The organism is Kitasatospora sp. NPDC034035 (genome assembly GCF_055575755.1).
The window spans coordinates 18,121-38,375 of the sequence record NZ_JBVISA010000031.1; the positions used below are offsets into that span (position 1 = coordinate 18,121).

A 20,255-nucleotide genomic window follows, 5' to 3' on the forward strand; every position below is an offset into this window, starting at 1 on the left:
TCAGTCCATCGCGGCGGCCAGCCGGTCGATGACGAGGTCCGCCAGGATCTGCGGCGTCGGGTTCTCGTACAGCACGTCGGCGGCCCAGTCGAGGCCGGTCAGTGCGACGAGGTGGTCGCGCAGCTCGATCGCCGTGACGGAGGTGAGACCGAGGTCGAAGAACTCGTCCTCGACGCCCACCTCGTCGACGGACTCGTGCCCCAGCACCGCGGCCACCAGTCCGCGGACACCGCCCAGGACGGCGTCCTGCCACTGGTCGCGCGGCAACGCGGCCAGCGCCAGCCAGAGTTCGGCCTCCCGGTTGGGGCCGGCCTCGGGCTCGTCCTCTGCGGTATCCGCCGCGTCCGCGGCGGGAGCGGCAGGAGCGGTGGGAGCGGCGTCGGGCTCGACGGCCACGGGCACGGCCACGGCCACGGAAACAACCGGCGCGGAGACCTCGGGCGCGGGGGCCGTGGCCCCCGCCGCCTCGGTCCCGGTGGCGGCAGCCCCCGGCGTCGCAGCGGGAAGCGCGTCCCCGTCGACGAGGCGGACCGCAGGCTCACCCGCCGTCAGCGCCCGGAACAGCCCGGCCGCCGCCGCCCGCGGGTCCAGCCCCGGAGCGACCGCCACCGCGACCGCGGAGCGACCGAGGGCGAGGATCCCGGCCGACGGCTCCGCCACCCGCTCCCCCACCGACACGACGGCGACCAGCGGTACCGTCCCGTCCCTCCCGACCGTCCCCGGGTCCACCCCGGCCCCGACGATCGCCGCCGTCGGCGCCACCGCGCCTTCCGCCTCGGCGAGCCGGACGGCACCGGGCGGGCAGGGGGAGCCCCCCGCCACCAGGCAGCGGGCGCCGAAACGCCGTACCTCCTCGGCCACCGCCCCGGCGAGCCCGTCCGGGAGGCCGGCCAGCAGGACGTCGCCCGCCGGGCGCCACCGCTCGGCCGGTTCCACCGTCCGGTACTCGCGCACGGACACGCCGTCCGCCTCGATCCGGGCCTCGGGGTGCCCCTCGGCGATCACCGCGCAGAGCCGGGCCCGGGCCCGGGCGTCGACCACCGGCGGCAGGATCACCAGGTGGTCGCCGACCGGGTCGCCGCCGTCCGTGCCGAGGGCCCACCGCGGGACGCCGGGCGCCGCGACCGGTTCGGCCCCGGGCAGCGCGACGACGAGGTCCGGCCGCTCGGCGCCGCCCGTCCGCACGCGTGCGCCGTGCCGGGCCAGGGCCCCGGCGAGCGCGTCGGCCAGGTCGTCGTCGCCCCCGGGCGGGGCGAGGAGCAGCACGTCCCGGTCGAGGGCCGGGGCCGGGCCGTCCGGGACGCGCCGCCACCGGGCCGTCTGCACGACGGGGAGCCGGGCGCCGGAGCGCAGCCGGCCGAGGGCCGCGAGGATCTCGGCGGGCGTCTCGTCCCCCCGCAGGTCGAGCAGGCCCAGCGCCGAGGCGACGTCGTCGTTCTCCAGGGCGGACCAGAGCGGGGCGAGCACGGTGTCCGCCGGGGCGGGCGCCACGGGCTCGGGCACCGCGGGCGCCGCTTCGACGGCCTTCGGCACGACGACCTCGGGCCAGTAGTGCCGGCTGCGGAACGCGTACCGCGGCAGCGACACCCGGCGCAGCGGCCTGCCCTCGTGGACGGCCGCCCAGTCCACCGGCACCCCGTGGGTGTGCAGGGCGCCCAGCGCCTCGGTGGCCGCGCGGACGTCCGTCCGGTCCCGTCGCAGCAGGGCGACCGGGCGGACCGGGAGGTCCGGAAGGCACACCGCGGCGGCCGGGGCCAGCACCGCGTCGGGGCCGAGCTCCAGGAACGCGGTCGCCCCGTCCTCGTGGGCGCGGCGGACGGCGTCGGAGAAGCGGACCGATCCGCGCAGCTGGTCCACCCAGTAGTCGGCGGAGTCCATCGGCGCGTCGGTGCGGACGGTGGAGACGACCGGGATCCCGGCCGTCCCGAACCGCACCGCCGCGGCCACCTCGCGGAACTCGGCGAGCGCCGGCTCCACGAGCGGCGAGTGGAAGGCGATGCCCACGTTCAGCCGGCGGGTGCGGTGCCCGCGGGCCACGAGCTCGGCGGCGACCGCCGTCACGGCCTCGTCCTCCCCCGAGAGCACCACGGCCGCGGGACCGTTGACGGCGGCGATCGCCACCCGGTCCGCCCGGCCGTCGAGCAGGGCGAGCACCTCCTCCTCGGAGGCCCGGACCGACATCATCGCGCCGCCCGGCGGGAGGGCGCCGAGCACCCGGCCCCGGGCGGCCACCAGCGGGGCGGCCCGGTCGAGCGGGATCAGGCCGGACACGCAGGCGGCGGAGAGCTCGCCGACGGAGTGGCCGATCAGGAGGTCCGGCGTCACGCCCCAGGAGGACAGCAGCCGGAACTGGGCCACCTGGAGGGCGAACAGCGCCGCCTGGGTGTACTCGGTGCGGTCGAGCGGCCCCTCCTCGCCGAAGACCGCCTCGCGCAGCGGGCTGCCCAGGTCGAAGAGCCCGCAGACCTCGTCGAAGGCCCGCGCGTAGACCGGGAAGGTCTCGTACAGTTCCCGTCCCATGCCCGGGAGTTGGCTGCCCTGCCCGGTGAACAGCAGGGCGAGCCGGGGCCGGCCGGCCGTCGCGCGGCGCAGGCCCGGGTCGGTCCGGCCGTCCGCCAGGGCGGTCAGCGCGGTACGGATCGCCGACTCGTCCGCGCCGGTCACCGCCGCCCGGTACCGCTGGGCGGACCGGGTGGTGGCCAGGGCGCGGGCGACGGCGGGCAGGTCCGTGGTGTCCGCCGCCAGCAGGCGGGCGGCCTGGGCGGACAGCGCCGCCTCGGAGCGCGCCGACAGCAGCCACGGCACGCCCTCCAGGTCGGGCCCGGCCGACTCGGCGACGGGCGCCGCCGGCGGCTGCTCGATCACCACGTGGGCGTTGGTCCCGCTGATCCCGAACGAGGACACGCCCATCCGGCGGGGGCCCGGCCGCTCGGGCCAGGGCTGGGCCGAGCTCAGCAGGGCGACGTTCCCGGTGCTCCAGTCGACGTGCGGTGACGGCTCGTCGAGGTGCAGGCTGCGCGGCAGCAGCCCGTGCCGGATGGACAGCACGGCCTTGATGACGCCGGCGATGCCGGCCGCCGCCTGCACGTGCCCGAGGTTGGACTTGAGCGAGCCCAGCCAGAGCGGCTCCGGGCGGTCCTGGCCGTAGACCGCCAGCACCGCTTGGGCCTCGATCGGGTCGCCGAGCGCCGTGCCGGTGCCGTGCCCCTCGATCGCGTCCACGTCGGCGGGGCGCAGGCCGCCGGCGGCGAGGGCCGCCCGCATCACCTGTTCCTGGGCGCGGCCGTTGGGCGCGGTGAGGCCGTTGCTCGCGCCGTCGGAGTTCACCGCGCTGGCGCGCAGCACGGCCAGCACCTCGTGGCCGAGGGCGCGGGCCCGGGAGAGGCGCTCGACGAGCACCATGCCGACCCCCTCGCCGAGCGCGGTGCCGTCGGCCGCGGCGGCGAACGGCTTGCAGCGGCCGTCGGCGGCCAGTCCGCGCTGGCGGCTGAACTCGACGAACACCATCGGCGTCGAGAGCACCGTGACGCCGCCGGCCAGCGCGAGGTCGCACTCCCCCGCCCGGACGGACTGGGCGGCGAGGTGCAGGGCGACCAGGGAGGACGAGCAGGCGGTGTCGACGGTGATGGTCGGGCCCTCCAGGCCGTAGCTGTAGGCGACCCGGCCGGACAGCACGCCGCCGCCGACGCCGGGGGCGAGGAAGCCCTCGGCCGCCGCGCCCTCCAGGAGGCGGCCGTAGTCCTGGTACATGGAGCCGACGAACACGCCGGTGCGGGTGCCGCGCAGCGTGGCCGGGTCGATCCCGGCGTCCTCGCAGGCCTCCCAGACGGTCTCCAGCAGGAGGCGCTGCTGCGGGTCCATCGCAGCGGCCTCGCGCGGCGACACCCCGAAGAAGGCCGCGTCGAAGGTGGTCGCGCCGGCCATGAAGCCGCCGTGCCGGACGTAGCTGCGCCCGGCGGCGGCCGGGTCCGGGTCGTACCGGTCGACCGGCCAGCCGCGGTCCTCGGGGAAGGGGCCGATGCCGTCGCGTTCGGCGCTCAGCAGCTCCCAGAGGTCCTCCGGCGTGGCGACGCCGCCGGGGAGCCGGCAGCCGATCCCGACGAGGACGACGGGGTCGTCCGCGTCGGCCTGCCGGGAGGCGGCCGCGACGGGCGCCGAGGCCTGCGCGCCGGCCAGCAGGTCGTCCAGGTGGCGGGCCAGCGCGGCCGGGTTGGGGTGGCTGAAGACCACGGTCGCGGGCAGCCGCAGGCCGGTGGCGGCGGAGAGCCGGTTGCGCAGTTCGACGGAGCTGACCGAACCGAAGCCGACGTCCTTGAAGGCCCGGTCGGGGTCGACGCCGTCCGCCGAGCCGTGGCCGAGGACGGCGGCGGCGTGCGCGGCCACCAGGTCGAGCAGCACCCGCTGCCGGTCGGCCGGGGTCTTGCCGGCCAGGCGGGCGCCCAGTTCGGGGTCGACGGCCACGCCGCCGCCGGCGGCGGTGCGGCGGGCCGGCGCACCGACCAGGGCGCGCAGCGGGGCGGGCACCCCGTCGCCCATCGCGCGCAGGGTGGCCGGGTCAAGCCGGATGGGTGCGAGCACCGGCTCGTCGGAGGCGAGGGCGCCGTCCAGGGCGGCGAGGCCGGCGCGGTCGGACAGCGCGAGGAAGCCCGAGCGGCCGAAGCCGTCGCGGTCGACCCCCTCGGTCATGGTGCTCTCGGCCTCCCACAGGCCCCAGGCCAGGGAGACCCCCGGCAGGCCCCGGGCGTGGCGCAGCCGGATCAGGGCGTCGAGTCCGGCGTTGGCCGCCGCGTAGTTGGCCTGTCCGAACCCGCCGAGCAGGCCGGCCGCCGAGGAGAAGAACACCAGCCGCGCGTCGGGCAGCAGGGTGTGCAGGTGCAGGGCCGCGTCGAGCTTGGGTGCCAGCACCCGGGTGAGGCGCTCCGGCGTCAGGTCGGTGACCAGGACGTCGTCCAGGACGCCCGCGGCGTGGACGACGGTGGTGAAGCCGGCGCCGTCGACCAGCCGGGCCAGTGCGGCGCGGTCGGAGACGTCGCAGGCCGCCGCCTCGACCGTCGCGCCGGCGGTGGTCAGCGCGTCGACGAGCTCGGCCGCGCCGGGGGTCCGTGCGCCGCGCCGGCCGACCAGCACCAGGTCGCGCACGCCGTGCGCGTCGACCAGGTGGCGGGCGACGAGCTGCCCGAGGGTGCCGAAGGCCCCGGTGACCAGGACCTTGCCGAGCCCCGCGGCCGGGTCCTCGGCCGGGTCGGCGGCCGGGTCGGCGGCCGGGTCGGCGGCCGGGTCGGCGGCCGGGTCGGCGGCCGGGTCGGCGGCCGGGTCGGCGGCCGGGTCGGCGGTCGGGTCGGCGGTCGGGTCGGCGGTCGGGTCGGCGGTCGGCGCCGTGCGTTCCAGCCGGAGCACCGTGGCGGCGCCGTCGGCCAGCGCGATCTGCGGCTCACCGGCGGCCAGCGCGGCGGGTACCGCGGTGAGCGTGGCGTCGGAGTCGTCGGCCAGGTCGAGCAGCAGGAAGCGGTCGGGGTGCTCGACCTGGGCGGAGCGCACCAGGCCGGCCACGGCGGCCTCGGCGACGTCCTCGCGCACCCGGCGGGTGACCACTACGAGGGTCGCGGCCGCGGAGCCCTCGTCGGCGAGCCACTCCTGCACCGTGGTGAGCGCGCTCGCCACGGCGGCGGCCGGCTCACCGGTCGGCGCCGGGACCAGGACGAACGGCGCGGTGCCGGTGGCGGGCTGACGCTTCAGCAGCGCGGCGAGGTCCGGGTCGGGCACCGCGAAGTCGACCGCGGCGCCGTCGGGCAGGGCGCGGCCCACCCAGGCGGGGCGCAGCAGGTCGCGGCTGTCCGACCGGCCCAGGGCGCCCTCGGGCAGCGCGCGCAGCACGAGCGTGTCCACCGTGGCGACCGGCGCGCCCGACGGGTCGGCCATCTCGATCCGGACGGCGTCGGGCCCGGCCGCGGTGACGGCCACCCGGACGGAGTCGGCGCCGACGGCGTGGACGCGCACGCCCGTCCACTCGAAGGGCAGCGAGGGCCGGTCGGGCGGCCCGGTGAGGAAGCCGCCGAGCGCCACCGGGTGGAGGCAGGCGTCGAGCAGCGCGGGGTGCAGCACGAAGCCGTCCGGCTCGGTGCCGGGCAGCGCGACCTCGGCGAACACGGCGCCGTCGCGGCCGCGCCACAGCGCCCGCACACCGCGGAAGGCCGGGCCGTACGGGAGCCCGGCGCCGCGCAGCCGGGCGTAGAGCTCCTCCACGTCGAGCGGTTCGGCGTCGGCCGGCGGCCAGGCGACCGGCGTGGGCGCCGGTCGGGCGTCGTCGGGCAGCAGGACGGCGGTGGCGTGGGTGGTCCAGTGATCCGTCCCGCCGGTGCGGGTGTGCAGGGTCAGTGCGCGGGAGCCGTCCTCGGCGGGCGCCGCGACGTCGAGCCGCACCCGGACCTCGGCGTCCTCGGGCAGGACGACCGGGGTGAGCAGGGTGAGCTGGTCGACGACCGCGCAGCCCACCTCGTCGCCGGCCCGGGCGGCCAGTTCGGTGATGGCCGCGCCCGGCAGCACCACCAGTCCGTCGACGACGTGGTCGGCCAGCCAGGGCAGGGCGGTCAGGGAGAGCCGGCCGGTCAGGACGGTCTGCTCGCCGCCCAGGCAGGCCCGCAGGACGGGGTGGTCGACGAGGTCCAGGCCCAAGGCGGCCGGGTCGTCGTCGGCGCGCCAGTACGGCTCGGTGACGAAGGCGGTGGTGGGGAGCTCGACGCGGCGGGCGCCGGGCCACACCGCCGACCAGTCCGGCCGCACCCCCCTGACGTGCAACTGGGCGAGCGCGGTGAGCAGTTGGGCCCGGCCGCCCTCGTCGCGGCGCAGGGTGTGCACGACCGCGACGTCTGCGTCGAGCGCCTCGACGGTCTCCTGCGCCCCGTTGGTGACCACCGGGTGCGGGCTGACCTCCAGCAGGGTCGTGCAACCGCGCCGGACCAGCGCGGTGACGGCCTCGTCGAAGCGGACCGTCTCGCGCAGGTTGCGGTACCAGTAGTCGGCGTCGAAGGCGTCGTCGCCGTCGATCCACCGGCCTTCGACGGAGGAGAAGAACGGCACCTCGGGGGCGCGCGGGCGCACCGGTGCGAGCGCCTCCAGGACCTGGTCGCGGACGGCCTCGACGTGGAAGCAGTGCGAGGCGTAGTCGACGTCGACCCGGCGGGCCCGCACCTCCTCGGCCTCGCAGGCGGCGAGGAGCTCGTCCAGCGCGTCGACGTCACCGGAGACGACCGCCGAGGACGTGCCGTTGACGGCGGCGACCGCCAGTCGGCCGTCCCAGCGGCCGAGCCGCTCGCGGACCTGGTCGGCGGGCAGCGCGACGGACATCATCCCGCCGCGGCCGGAGAGTGCCGGCAGCGCCCGGCTGCGCAGGGCGACCACCCGGGCGGCGTCCTCCAGGGTGAGCGCGCCGGCCACGCAGGCCGCGGCGATCTCGCCCTGGCTGTGGCCGACCACGGCGGTGGGCCGGATGCCCAGCGAGCGCCAGACCTCGGCGAGGGCGACCATCACGGCGAACAGGGCGGGCTGGACGACGTCGACCCGCTCCAGGTCCCCCGCGCCGCGCAGCACGGCCTCCAGGTCGAAGTCGACGTGCGGGGCGAGCGCGGCCGCGCACTCGGCGATCCGGGCCCGGAACACCTCGTCGGTGTCCAGCAGTTCCACCGCCATGTCCCGCCACTGCGAGCCCTGGCCCGGGAAGAGGAAGGCCACCCCGCCGGCCGGGCCGACGGTGCCCTCGACCACGGCCGCCGAGGGGCGGCCGGCCGCGAGTTCGGCCAGACCGGCCGTCAGCTCGGCGCGGTCGGCGCCGCGGACGACGGCGCGGTGCTCGTGCGCGGCCCGGGTGGTGGCCAGCGAGAGGGCGACGTCGCCCTCCCGCAGCGCGGGCCGGGCGGCCAGGTACCCGGTCAGCGCCTCGGCCTGGGCGCGCAGCCCGGCGGCCGACCGGCCGGACAGCGCCCAGGTCCACGGCCCGGGGGCGTCCTCGGCGGGTTCGTCCCGGTCGGCCGCCGCGGGCGGTTCCTCCAGGATCACGTGGGCGTTGGTGCCGCTGACGCCGAACGAGGAGACGCCCGCCCGCCGGGGTTCGGCGCCGGCCGGCCAGGGCGAGTCCTCGGCCAGCAGTTCCACGGCGCCCGCCGACCAGTCGACGTACGGGCTGGGCTCGTCCAGGTGCAGGGTCCTGGGCAGCACGCCGTGGCGCATCGCCATGACCATCTTGATGATCCCGGCGACACCGGCCGCGGCCTGGGTGTGCCCGAGGTTGGACTTGATCGAGCCCAGTCGCAGCGGCTCGGCGCGCTCCTTGCCGTAGGCGGCGAGCACGGCCTGCGCCTCCACCGGGTCGCCCAGCGGGGTGCCGGTGCCGTGCGCCTCGACCACGTCGACCTGGGCGGGGGTGAGGCCCGCGTCGACCAGGGCCTCGCGGATGACCCGCTGCTGGGCGGGGCCGTTGGGGGCGGTCAGGCCGTTGCTGGCGCCGTCCTGGTTGATCGCGCTGCCGCGCACCACCGCGAGGACCGGCCGGCCGGCCTCGAGCGCCGCCGACAGCCGCTCGACCACGAGGACGCCGATGCCCTCGGACCACGCGGTGCCGTCGGCGGCGGCGGCGAACGGCTTGCAGCGCCCGTCGGGGGCCAGCCCGCGCTGGCGGCTGAACTCGACGAAGGCGGTCGGGGTCGCCAGCACCGTCGCACCGCCCACCAGCGCCATGTCGCACTCGCCGCGCCGCAGGGCCTTGACGGCCAGGTGCAGGGCGACCAGCGAGGAGGAGCAGGCGGTGTCCACGGTGACGGCGGGGCCGCGCAGGCCGAGCTGGTAGGCCACCCGCCCGGAGACGACGCTGCCCGCGCCCTGGGCTCCCGGGTAGTCGTGGTGCATCACGCCGGTGTAGACGCCGGTGCGGCTCTCCCGCAGGGCGGTCGGGTCCAGGCCGGCCCGTTCCACGGCCTCCCAGGAGGCCTGGAGGATCATCCGCTGCTGCGGATCGGTGTAGTGGGCCTCCTTGGGCGAGATGCCGAAGAACCCGGCGTCGAACTCGGCGGCGTCGTGCAGGAACCCGCCCTGCATGACGGTGGTCGTGCCGGGGTGGTCCGGGTCGGGGTGGTAGAGCGCCTCGAGGTCCCAGCCGCGGTTGGCGGGGAACCGGCTGATGCCGTCCCGGCCCTCGGCGACCAGCTTCCACAGGTCGTCGGGCGAGGCGACGCCGCCGGGGTAGCGGCAGGCCATGCCGACGATCGCGATCGGCTCGGCGGAGCGGTCCTGGAGGTCGCGTAGTCGGCGCTTGGTCGACTGGAGTTCCGCGGTGACCCGCCGCAGGTACTCGCGCAGCTTGTCGTCGGTGGTCATCGGGTACGGTCCTCCAGTCCCGGCAGCGGGCTGCCGAGTTCAGCGTCGATCAGGGCGAAGACCTCGTCGTCGGTCGCGGTCTCGAAGGGGTCGAGCGATCCCGGCGCGGCGTGCGGCGTCAGCTCGTCGAGCAGGCCGCGGACGCGTTCGGCGGCCCGGTCGCGGGCGAGGTCGTCGGTGGCGGCGGCGGTGAGCTCGGCGGCCAGCCGGTCGAAGGCCGCGAACAGCGACGGCAGGTCGCCCGAACGGTCCGCGCCGCCGAGCCGCTCGTCGAGGTGGACGACCAGCTCGGCCGGGGTGGGGTGGTCGAAGACCAGGGTGGCCTCCAGGGTCAGGCCGAGCGCGGCGCCGAGCCGGTTGCGGAACTCGACCGAGCTCAGCGAGTCGAAGCCGAGCTCCTGGAAGGAGCGGTCGGACTCGATCGCACCGGCGTCGGCGTAGCCGAGCACCGCGGCGGCCTGGCCGCGGACGACGGCCGACAGGCGGGTGCGCCGCTCGTCCGGGTCGAGCGCGGCGAGCCCGGCGAGGGCGGGGTCGGCCGTCGCGGGCGCGGGCCGCACGAGCGCGCGCAGCAGGTGCGGGACGGCGGCGGACCGGCCGGGGGTGAGGCGGATCGCGGCCACCTCCGGTTCGGTGCCGGCCAGGGCGGCGTCGAGCAGGCGCAGCGCGGCGTCCGCCGGCAGCAGCTCGATGCCGGCCCGGGCGAGCCGGGCGCGGTCGGCGGTCATGCCCTCGTCCGTCGCCCAGGGGCCCCAGGCCACCGAGACGGCGCGGCCGCCGCCCGCGACCCGGTGCCGGGCGAGGGCGTCGAGGAAGGCGTTGGCCGCGGCGTAGTTGCCCTGGCCGGGGCCGCCGAGGACGCCGGCGACCGAGGAGAACAGCACCAGGTCGGCGTCGGGCAGCAGCTCGTGCAGGTGGCTCGCGCCGTCGGCCTTCGGGCGCAGTACGGCGTCGAGGCGCTCGGCGTCGAGGGCGGTGACCACCCCGTCGTCGAGCACGCCCGCGGCGTGGATCACCGTGCCGACCGTCCGGCCGGCCAGCAGCGCGGCGAGCGCGGCGCGGTCGGCGACGTCGCAGGCGGCGGTCTCGACGCGGGCGTCGAGGCCGGCCAGGCCCTCCGGGGCCCGGCCGCTGCGGCTGACCAGCAGGAGGTCACGGACCCCGTGCCGCTCGACCAGGTGGCGGACGACCGGACCGGCGAGGGCGCCGGCGGCGCCGGTGACCAGGACGGTGCCGTGGTCGCGCGGCCCGGGTTCGGCGGCCTCGGCGGGCATCCGGACGAGGCGGGCCGCCCGGACGGCGCCGTCCCGCAGGGACAGCTGCGGCTCGTCGGAGCCCAGCGCGGCCGGCAGGTCGGTGAGGTCGTCGGCCTCGACCAGCGTGAACCGGCCGGGGTGCTCGGACTGCGCGGAGCGCACCAGGCCCCAGGCGGCGGCGGTGGCCGGGTCGGGCGCCGTGGTGAGCAGGACGAGCCGGGCGGTGGCGTACCGCTCCCCCGCCAGCCACTCCTGGATCAGGTCGAGCACCCGCCGGGTGAGCGCGCGGGCGGCGGCGCCGTCCGGCCCGTCGGAGGCGACGGGCAGCACGACCACCGGCGGCACGTCCGCCAGCGCGGACAGCTCCGCGGCCCGGACGACCTCGGCGCCGGACGCTGTCAGGGCGGCCGCGGCGCCGGCCGGGTCGGCGCCGACCACCGCGTAGCGGGCGGCCCGCTCCGGCCGGGGCGGGTCCACCGGGACCCACTCGACCCGGTACAGCGGGTCGGCGGGGGCACCGGCCGGGCGCAGGACGACCGACTCGACGGTCGCGACCGGCCGGCCGGCCGGGTCGGTGAGCCGCACCTCGACGGTGTCGGGGCCCAGGTGGGCGACCCTGGCCCGGGCGGCCGTCGCCCCGGGGTTGTGCACCCGGACGCCCGACCAGGCGAACGGCAGCCGCGGGCGGTCGCCGTCGATGACGCCGGTCAGCGCCACCGCGTGCAGGGCGGAGTCGAGCAGCACCGGGTGCAGGGCGTACGGCCCGGCGTCCCCGCCGGGCACGAGCACGTCGGCGTACACGGCCTCGCCGGCGCGCCAGGCCCGGCGCAGCCCCTGGAAGGCCGGTCCGTACCCGGCCAGGCCCTGGTAGAGCCGGGTGACGTCGATCTCCTCGGCGTCGCCGGGCAGCGGCGGGGTGCTCGGGGTGTCGGCGGGGGCGGGGTCGAGGGCACCGGTGGCGTGCCGGGTCCAGGCGCCGCCGGTCGGGCGGGCGTGCAGCTCGAACTCGCGCCGGCCGTCCGCGTCGGCGGGCCGGACGGTGACCCGCAGGTCGGCGTCGTCGAACAGCAGCGGGGCCTGGATCACCAGCTCGGCGATCCGGGGGCGGCCGAGCCGGGCCCCGGCGTGCAGGACCAGCTCGACGAGGAAGGCGCCCGGGACGATGGCGGTGCCGTCCACGGTGTGGTCGGCCAGCCAGGGCTGGTCCGCCCGGGACGTCCGCGCGGTGAGCACGTCCCCGTCGGCCAGTTCGACCAGCTCGACCGCCTCGGCCCGCGGGCGGGCGCCCGCGGGGGCGGTCTCGACCCAGTGGCGCTCGCGGGCGAACGGGTAGCCGGGCAGCGACAGCCGGCGCGGGCGCGCGGGCGGGGCGAGGGTGATCTCGGCGCCCTCGACCCAGGCGCCGGCGAGGGTCCGCAGGTCGCCGGCCGCGACGGGCGCCGCGGCGCGCCGGCGGCGGCCGCGGTGGCCGGTCCCGGCGCGCAGGGCCTCGATGAGCTCGGCGGTGGTGGTGGCGACGACGGCGAGCCGCTCGTCCAGGTGGTCGCGGCCGGCCCAGAGGGTGTAGGCGAGCGCCTCCAGGTCCACCGCGGGGGCCCGCGTCGCGAGCCGGGCCGCCAGGTCGGCGGGGGTGGTCCCCTCGTCGATCGGCGGCCGGACGCCGAAGGCCGCCTCGACGCGGTGCGCGAGTTCGGCCAACCGCGGGTAGTCGAGGCCGAGTTCGGCCAGCGGCTCGCGCGGGTCGGCCTGGAAGCCGACCACCTCGGTCAGGATCGCCTCCAGCGCCGACGCGGTGTCTCCGTCGGCCGTCCGCTCCAGGTGGGCGAGCAACTCCTCGACCACGGTGTCGAGTCGGGTGACGTCCTTGGCGGAGAGCACGAACAGCCGGGGTTCGGCCGGCGCCGGCGCGACCGCCTCGGCGGGGTGCTCGGCGAGCACCAGGTGGGCGTTGGAGCCGCCCGCGCCGAAGGAGCTGATCGCCGCCGTGCGCGGCCCGCCCTCGCGCGGCGCCCACGGCTCGGTGGCGCGCTGCACCCGGAAGCGCGAACCGTCCCAGTCCACGGCGGGGTTGAGCGGGTCGGCGTGCAGGGAGGGCACCAGCTGCCGGTGCCGGAACTGGAGCACGACCTTGCTGACGGCGGCGATGCCGGCGGCCGACTCCAAGTGGCCGATGTTCGACTTGACCGAACCGATCGGCCAGGGGCCGCGACCGGCGCCGGCCTGGTCGAACGCCCGCTCCAGGGCGTCGAGTTCGATCGGGTCGCCGAGGCTGGTGCCGGTGCCGTGCGCCTCCAGGTAGCCGAGCTCGGCCGGGTCCACGCCCGAGTCCGCCAGCGACCGGGCGATCAGCGCGGCCTGGGAGGCCGGGTTGGGCACCGAGAAGCCGCCGGTGCGGCCGCCGTGATTGAGGGTCGTGCCGCGGATGACGGCGTGCACGTGGTCGCCGTCGCGCAGCGCGTCGCGCAGCGGGCGCAGCAGCACCACGCCGACGCCCTCGCCGGGCACGTAGCCGTCCCCGCCCTCGCCGAAGGCCCGGCAGCGGCCGTCGGTGGACAGGAAGGACGACTGGCTCAGCAGCAGGTACTTGTTGGGGTGGACGTGCAGGTTGACGCCGCCGGCCAGCGCCGCCTCGCAGTCGCCGCGCCGGATCGCCTCGACGGCGAGGTGGATCGCCGTCAGGGACGACGAGCACATGCTGTCGAGGGCGATGCTCGGCCCGCGCAGGTCGAGGAAGTACGAGACGCGGTTGGCGATCGAGGCGGCGAACGAGGACGGCACCAGGCCGGGTTCGTCCTGGACCCCGTACAGCTGGTACTGGTTGTACATCACCCCGGCGAACACACCGACGTCCCGGCCGCGCCAGGCCGAGGGGGCGTGGCCGGCCTCCTCGAACGCGTGCCACGCCTCCTGGAGGAACAGCCGCTCCTGCGGGTCCAGCACGGCGGCCTCGTTCGGCGAGATGTGGAAGAACGCGGCGTCGAACTCGTCGATGCCGTCGACGAAGCCGCCCCAGCGGCCGTAGGAGCGGCCGGGCAGGCCCTTGGTTTCGGTGTGGATCGCCCGGTGGTCCCAGCGGTCGGCGGGCACCTCGGTGATGCAGTCGCGGCCGGTGCGCAGGTTCGCCCAGAACTCGTCGAGGTCACGGGCCTTCGGGTAGCGTCCGCTGATCCCGACCACGGCGATCGCGTCGTCCCGGACGTCCGGGGCGGCGGTCCGCTCCACGGCGGCCGCGGGGGCCTGGGCGTGGACGCGCCCGACGGCCTGCACAGGGGCCTGCACAGGGGCCTGGGCGGCGGCCTGCACAGGGGCCTGGGCGGCGGCCTGAACGGGGGCCGGCGCGGGAACGGGCTCGGCGGCCGGTTCCGCCACGGCCCCGAACTCGCCGGTGATCCGCTCCGCCGACCCGACGAGGGCGACCACGTGCGGGCGGCCGCTGCCGACCGCCGCCAGCAGGATGTCCACGGCGGTCGGGGTGTCCATCGGCCGCAGGCCCATCCGCCGCAGCCCGGCGGTGTCGAGCGGCATCCCGCCCTCGGCCCAGGCCGGCCAGCCGACCGAGACCACGCCCGGCTTCCCCTCCGCGAAGCCGTCCAGGAAGGCGTTGGCGCAGGCGTAGTCGGCCTGACCGGGGTTGCCCCACGCCCCCGCGGTGGAGGAGCAGAGCACCAGGAAGTCCAGCCCGAGGTCCCGGGTCGCCCCGTACAGGTGGCGGGCGCCGGCGAGCTTGGGCGCGAGCACCGCACGGACGTCCTCGGCGGCCTTGCCCGCGATCAGTCCGTCGCGCAGCACGCCGGCGGCGTGGACCACGCCGTGCAGCGCACCGAACCTGGACAGCGCCAGGTCGACGACGCGGCGCACGTCCTCGGCCCGGGTGACGTCGGCCGCCACGACGGCGACCTCCGCCCCGAGGGCGGTCAGCTCGGCGCTCACCGACGGGTCCGCGGCGGAGCGCCCGCAGAGCACCAGGCGGGCCCGGACGGTCCGGGCCAAGTGGCGGGCCAGGGCCAGGCCCGCCCCGCCGAGGCCGCCGGTGATCAGGTAGACGCCCCGGTCGCGCAGCCGCGCGGGGCGCTCGGGGGCCGGTACCGGCCGGACGTCCCGGACCTCGCGCCGCCCGTCGGTGTACCGCACGTCCGGGTCCGGGACGCCGGCGGCGAGTTCCGCCAGCGCGTCGGCCGTGTACGGGGAGCGCACCACGCCGGCCCGGACGTCCGGCTGCTCCCGGCGCAGGGTCCGGAACAGGGCCGCGACGGCCGCGACGGGTGCGTCGGCGGCGAGGTGGAGGGCGAGGCGGACCTGCCCGCGGCGCGCGCGCAGCAGGGCCGCGGCGAACCCGGTCAGGGCGACCGCCTCGGCCGCGAGGTCCTGCGGATCGGCGGGGATCCAGAGCACGTCCGCGGCGTCGGAGCCCGCGAGCAGGGCCGGCCAGTCGTGTGGGGTGGTCGCGTCGACGGTCAGCACGGCGGCCGGCGGCGCGGCCGCGGGCAGCGGCGCCGCCCGCCAGTGCGGTGCGAACCAGACCACCTCGGCGGGGGGTTCCTCGGCGGCCGGCTCTTCGGCGGGCGGCTCTTCGGCGGGAGCGGCCTGCGCCGCCGGGGCGGCCGGGGCCGGTACGGGGCCCGTCACCGGCTCGAACTCCCGCAGGTGCTCGGCCAGGGCCGCGAAGGTGTTGTGCTCGAACAGCAGCGTCGGCGAGAAGTCCCGGCCGAACGCGCCCTCCAGGTCCGCGGCGATGCCCAGCAGGGCCGAGGAGTCCAGGCCCAGCTCGTAGAAGCCCGCCTCCTCGTCGAACTCCGCCCGGTCGAGGCGGTCGGTGAGCAGTCGGCGCACGACCTCCTCGCCCGACTCCCGGGCCGGCGCGGCGGCCTCCAGACGGGTGATCGCGGCCTCGTCCCGGACCCGCTTGGACGTCAGGCCCCGCAGCCAGAGCCGCAGTTGCCCGTGCTCGTCGTGGAAGCGCAGGTCACAGGTGGTCAGGTCGCCGTCCGCACCGGCCGGGCGCGGCGGCGCCGCGACCACCAGGGAGCGCGTCCCGAGCGGGCCGCGGGCGCGGAACGACTCGATCAGCATCGGGATGTACGGCCGCGCGCCGCCGCCCACGTCCGCGGTGGCGAACACCGTCGGCAGCAGCGTCGAGGAGTCCAGTCCGGCCGGGTGCAGGTGGAAGTACTCGGCGTAGTCCGCGGCCTGCGGGCTCAGCGAGAGGTCCGCCAGCATCTCCCCGGCCCCGACGTACAGGGTGCCGCGGGCCCGCATGAAGTCCCCGTGCTCGATGCCGGTGCGCCGCACGGTCGCGTACAGCTCCGCCATGTCGACGGTGCGGGTGGCCCGCGCGCGCAGCGCGGCCAGGTCCGTCGACTCCGCGGGGAACGGCAGGTCGAGCAGGAGCCGGCAGTCGAACAGCGGCTCCACCTCGCCCGACGGCCGCCGGGTGCCGGTGGCCGACACCCGGTAGCCGTCACCCTCGGCGGTGAACCGGATCGTCACCTCGGTGTCGAAGTCCGGTCCGGCCGCCGCCGGGTTGCGGAACAGCAGCCGGCGCAGCTCCACCCGCTCGGTGTCGACCCCGTGGGCCAGCAGGATGCGGTAGATCATGTCGAGGAACGACACGCCGGGCAGGATGCGCGTGCCGTGCACCCGGTGGTCGCGCAGCACCGGGTCGGCCCCTCGCACCACCACGGTGCAGGTCAGGCCATCCAACGCGATCATTACTTTCCTCCCGGCACGGACTGGAACTGGAGCTCGAAGAACGGCGCCGGCACTGCGGGCCCGGACGCCGGGGCGGTCGCAGGGGCGGACGCGGGGACGGACGCGGGGACGGCCGGCTGCACCGGCTGCGCCGCCCGGTCGAACCAGAACCACCGCCGCCGGTAGCGGGGCGGATCCAGCGGCGTCCGCGACGGTACGTGCCCGGCCGGCGCCTGGCGCACCACCAGGTGCGCGTTGGTGCCGCCGAACCCGAACGAGCTGACGGCGGCCCGGCGGACGCCCTCGTGGCCCTCGAACGGCCGCAGCTCCCGGACCGGGAACAGCGGCGACTCGTCGAACCGGAAGCGCCGGTTGAGCGTCGCGCAGTGCAGCGTGGGCGGCAGCTGCGCGTGGTGGACGGAGAGCACGACCTTGATCAGTCCGGCGATGCCGGCCGCGCTCAGGGTGTGGCCGATGTTGGTCTTCACGCTGCCGACGCCGCAGAAGCCGATCTCGTCGGTGGCGCCGCGGAAGGCCTCGGTGAGCGCCTTCAGCTCCATCGGGTCACCGATCATCGTGCCGGTGCCGTGCGCCTCCACGTAGCCGATCTGCGTCGGACGGACGCCCGCGTCCGCCAGCGCCCGCTCGATCACCTCCCGCTGCGCGCGGGGGTTCGGCGTGGTGATGCCCATGGTGCGGCCGTCGTTGTTGACGGCCCCGCCCTCGATCACCGCGTAGACCCGGTCGCCGTCCCGCTCGGCGTCGGCCAGCCGCTTGAGCAGCAGCATGCCCGCGCCCTCGCCGAGGACGATGCCGTCGGCCCGCTCGTCGAAGGTGTGGCAGCGGCCGGTCGGCGACAGCGCGCCGGCCTCGCTCATGCCGATGAACGGCACCTCGTCGAGGAGGATCTCCGCACCGCCGGCGAACGCCAGGTCGGACTCCCCGCTCCGCAGGCTCTGCGCGGCCAGGTGCACCGCGACCAGCGCCGAGGAGCAGGCCGAGTCGACCACCACGGACGGGCCGCGCAGGTCGAGGAAGTGGGACAGCTGGGCGGCGATGAAGTTCTGCGCCACCCCGCTGATCGCCTGCGGTCCGCCCGAGCCGTGGTGCGCACCGAAGTTGGCCGCCCGGGCGCCCGCGAAGACGCCCACCCGCCGGCCGCCGACGTCGGCGGCGGTCAGCCCGGCGTCCGCCAGGCACTCCGCGCCGGTCTCCAGGACCTGGCGGACCAGCGGGTCGATGTGCGCGGCGCCCGCCGGGTCCAGCCGGAAGTACTCCGGGTCGAACTGCTCGATGCCCTCCAGGAAGCCGCCCCACTTGCTGATGGTGGTGCCGGGCTCCTGGGCGGGGCGCCAGAACCGCTCCTGGTCCCAGCGGGACGCCGGCACCTCGGTCACCGAGTCCGTCCCGGACGCCAGGTTCCGCCAGAACGAGGACTGGTCGGGCGCACCGGGGAAGTGGGCGGCGATCCCGATGACGGCGATGCCGTCCCGCGGCGCCGCCGCCGTCCGGGCGGCCCCGGACGACTCGGCGGAGGCCGTCACCTCGGCACGCTCGGGCACCTCGGCGCAAGCAGGCGCCTCGGCACGCTCGGGCACGTCGGCGCAAGCAGGCGCCTCGGCACGCTCGGGCACCTCGGCGGACGTCGGCACCGCCACGGACACCGGCGCCGCCACGGCGGGCAGGTCCGGGACCTGGTCCCGCAGCGCCTCCGCGAGCAGTGCCACGGTCGGGTTCTCCAGCACCGCCGACGGCTCGGCGACTACCCCGAGCTCCCGCTCCAGGGCGGCCAGGATCTGGGCGATCATGATCGAGTCCACCCCGAGGTCGGCGAAGTCGGCGCCCGGCTCCACCTGCGCGGGGTCCATCCGCAGCGTCCCCGCGATCACCTCGGTCAGCCGCCGGACCAGGTCCTCCCCGGCCCGGCCGGACGGCGCCACCGCGGTCGCGGCGGCCCCGGACGGCCCGGCGGGGGCGGCGTTCCCGCCCCGAGCGGCCTCCGGCCGGCCGGGCGCCGGCACCGCGAGCAGCGCGTCGGCGTCGAACCGCCCGCCGTCCACCACGCAGGGCAGCACGACCGGCTCCGCGGCGGCCATCGCCCGGTCCAGCAGGTCCAGTCCGACCTCCGGCTCGACGGCCCGCAGGCCGAGGCCGCGGTACGCCGCGGTGTCGACCTCGGGCATGCCCGCCGACCGCCAGCTCGGCCACTGGACGGAGCGCACGAGCGGCCCGCCCGTCGCGGCCCGGTACTCGGCGAGGCGGTCCAGCGCGGAGTTGGCCAGCGCGTAGTCGCTCATGCCGACCGCCAGCGCGGGCACCTGCCCGGCGACGGACGAGTACAGCACGACGAACCGCAGCGGGTCCTGCGCACACGCGTCCAGCAGGCCCTGGAGCCCCGTCGTCTTGGGTTCGAGCACCCGGCTGACGTCGGCCATCCGCTTGCCGATGAAGGCCGGGTCGGTCATCACCCCGAGGCCGGCGCAGTGCACGATCCCGGCGATCGGGCCCAGCTCGCGCCGGGCGCGGTCGATCACCTCGCCGATCCGCTCCGGCGGGGCGCTCTCGACCGCCACCCGGACGCCCGGGCGGTCGAGCGCCGCAAGGTCCCGCAGGCGGGCCGCCAGGGCGGGATCGGTGGCCGGGTCGGCCAGCAGGGCCGGCCAGGCGGCCCGCTCGGGCAGCTCGGTGCGGCCGAGCAGGACGAGCCGGTCGGCGCCCCGGTCGAGCAGCCGGGCCGCCACCAGCCGGCCGAGGGCGCCCGTCCCGCCGGTGATCACCACCGTCCGCCCGGCCAGGTCCGCGGACCAGTCGGTGCCCGGCGCGGCCTCGGCGGCCTCCCGCAGCACCGGCGTGTGCCGCACGCCGCCGCGCACGCAGACCTCGGTCACCGGGTCGGTCGCGCCGAGTTCGGCCGCGACCGCCGCCCGCAGCGCGGCCGGCTCCAGGGAGTCGACGTCGAGCGTGCGGGCGAGGATCCCGCGGTACTCGGCGGTGAGCATCCGGACCAGGCCCGCGAGCCCGGCACCCCGCAGGGTGGGCCGCTCGGCGCGGAACGTGGTCAGGCCGTGCGTCAGGTGGAGGTAGGCGAAACCTCCGGCCCGGTGGGCCGCGACCAGCTCGCGCAGGAGCGCGATCCGGGCCGGGTCGGCCGCCACCACGTCGGTGGGCACGGTCGACACGTCGACCAGGTCGACGACCGCCCCGACCCGGCCGAGCGCGGCCGCGAGCTTCGCGCCGGCGGCCTCGTCGTCGCCGTCCAGCCGGAGCAGCTCGGCCGCCGGGCCGAACGCGGCCCGGGCCAGCGGCTCGGTCTCGGCGCTCACCAACGCCACGATCCCGCCCGGCAGTTCGGCCCCGGGCAGCGGCGCGGCCACCCAGTCCTTCACCAGCAGCAGCGAGGACGGCGCGTCCGGCTGCCGCACCGGCTCGGGCGCGGTGCCGCCCGCCAGCCAGTGCCGTACGCGGGCGAACGGGTAGGTCGGCAGGGACACCAGCGGCGGCCGGTCGGCGCGCAGCGCGCTCCAGTCTATGTCGGCGCCGTCCTGCCAGAGCCGGGCGATCCGGTCGAGCCGGCCCTCGCGGACCAGCCGCGCCAGGTAGCTCGCGCCCTCCGGCTCGGCGAGCCAGGCGTGGTCCCCGGCGGTGCCGCCGCCGGCGGAGCCGCCGGCGGAGCCGCCGGCGAGGAAGGCGGCCAGCAGCTCGCGCAGCCGCGCCGTCGACCCGGCGACCACGGCCAGCCGCACCGCCATCGGCACCCGCCCGACCTGGGAGGTGAAGGCGAGCGAGGACAGCGACGGCGCCGAGCCCTCGGGCAGGCCGTCCAGGTGCGCCACGGTCGCGGCCGCGTACCGGCGCAGCGCGTCCTCGGTCCGGGCGGAGAGCACGAACACCTCGTGCTCCGCCGCGGGCCCGGTCGCGGTGGCGGGCGGCGCGGTCGGCGGCTCC

General features: G+C 77.6%; 3 protein-coding genes (1 of these 3 running past the window's edge). All 3 read right to left on the bottom strand.

The genetic code is table 11. The features are described from left to right. Tightly spaced (each overlapping or abutting the next), the 3 genes in view from ACZ52J_RS33185 to ACZ52J_RS33195 form a layout consistent with a single transcriptional unit that may run on beyond the window. A complete protein-coding gene (locus ACZ52J_RS33185) occupies window positions 1-9,366 on the bottom strand; it encodes a type I polyketide synthase (RefSeq protein ID WP_465624026.1) in 9,366 nt (3,121 codons plus the stop codon). Next, complete coding sequence (locus ACZ52J_RS33190) at window positions 9,363-16,331, bottom strand: SDR family NAD(P)-dependent oxidoreductase (protein ID WP_465624028.1); 6,969 nt, start codon at window positions 16,329-16,331, stop codon at window positions 9,363-9,365. Before ACZ52J_RS33190 ends, ACZ52J_RS33185 begins: the two co-directional genes overlap by 4 nt. Further along, a protein-coding gene (locus ACZ52J_RS33195) for an SDR family NAD(P)-dependent oxidoreductase (RefSeq protein ID WP_465624029.1) crosses the window boundary here: on the bottom strand, window positions 16,331-20,255 show its 3' end. The gene runs 15,509 nt beyond the window's last position; the window shows 3,925 of its 19,434 coding nt (coding positions 15,510-19,434); its start codon lies beyond the right edge, outside the window; it ends in the stop codon at window positions 16,331-16,333. Before ACZ52J_RS33195 ends, ACZ52J_RS33190 begins: the two co-directional genes overlap by 1 nt.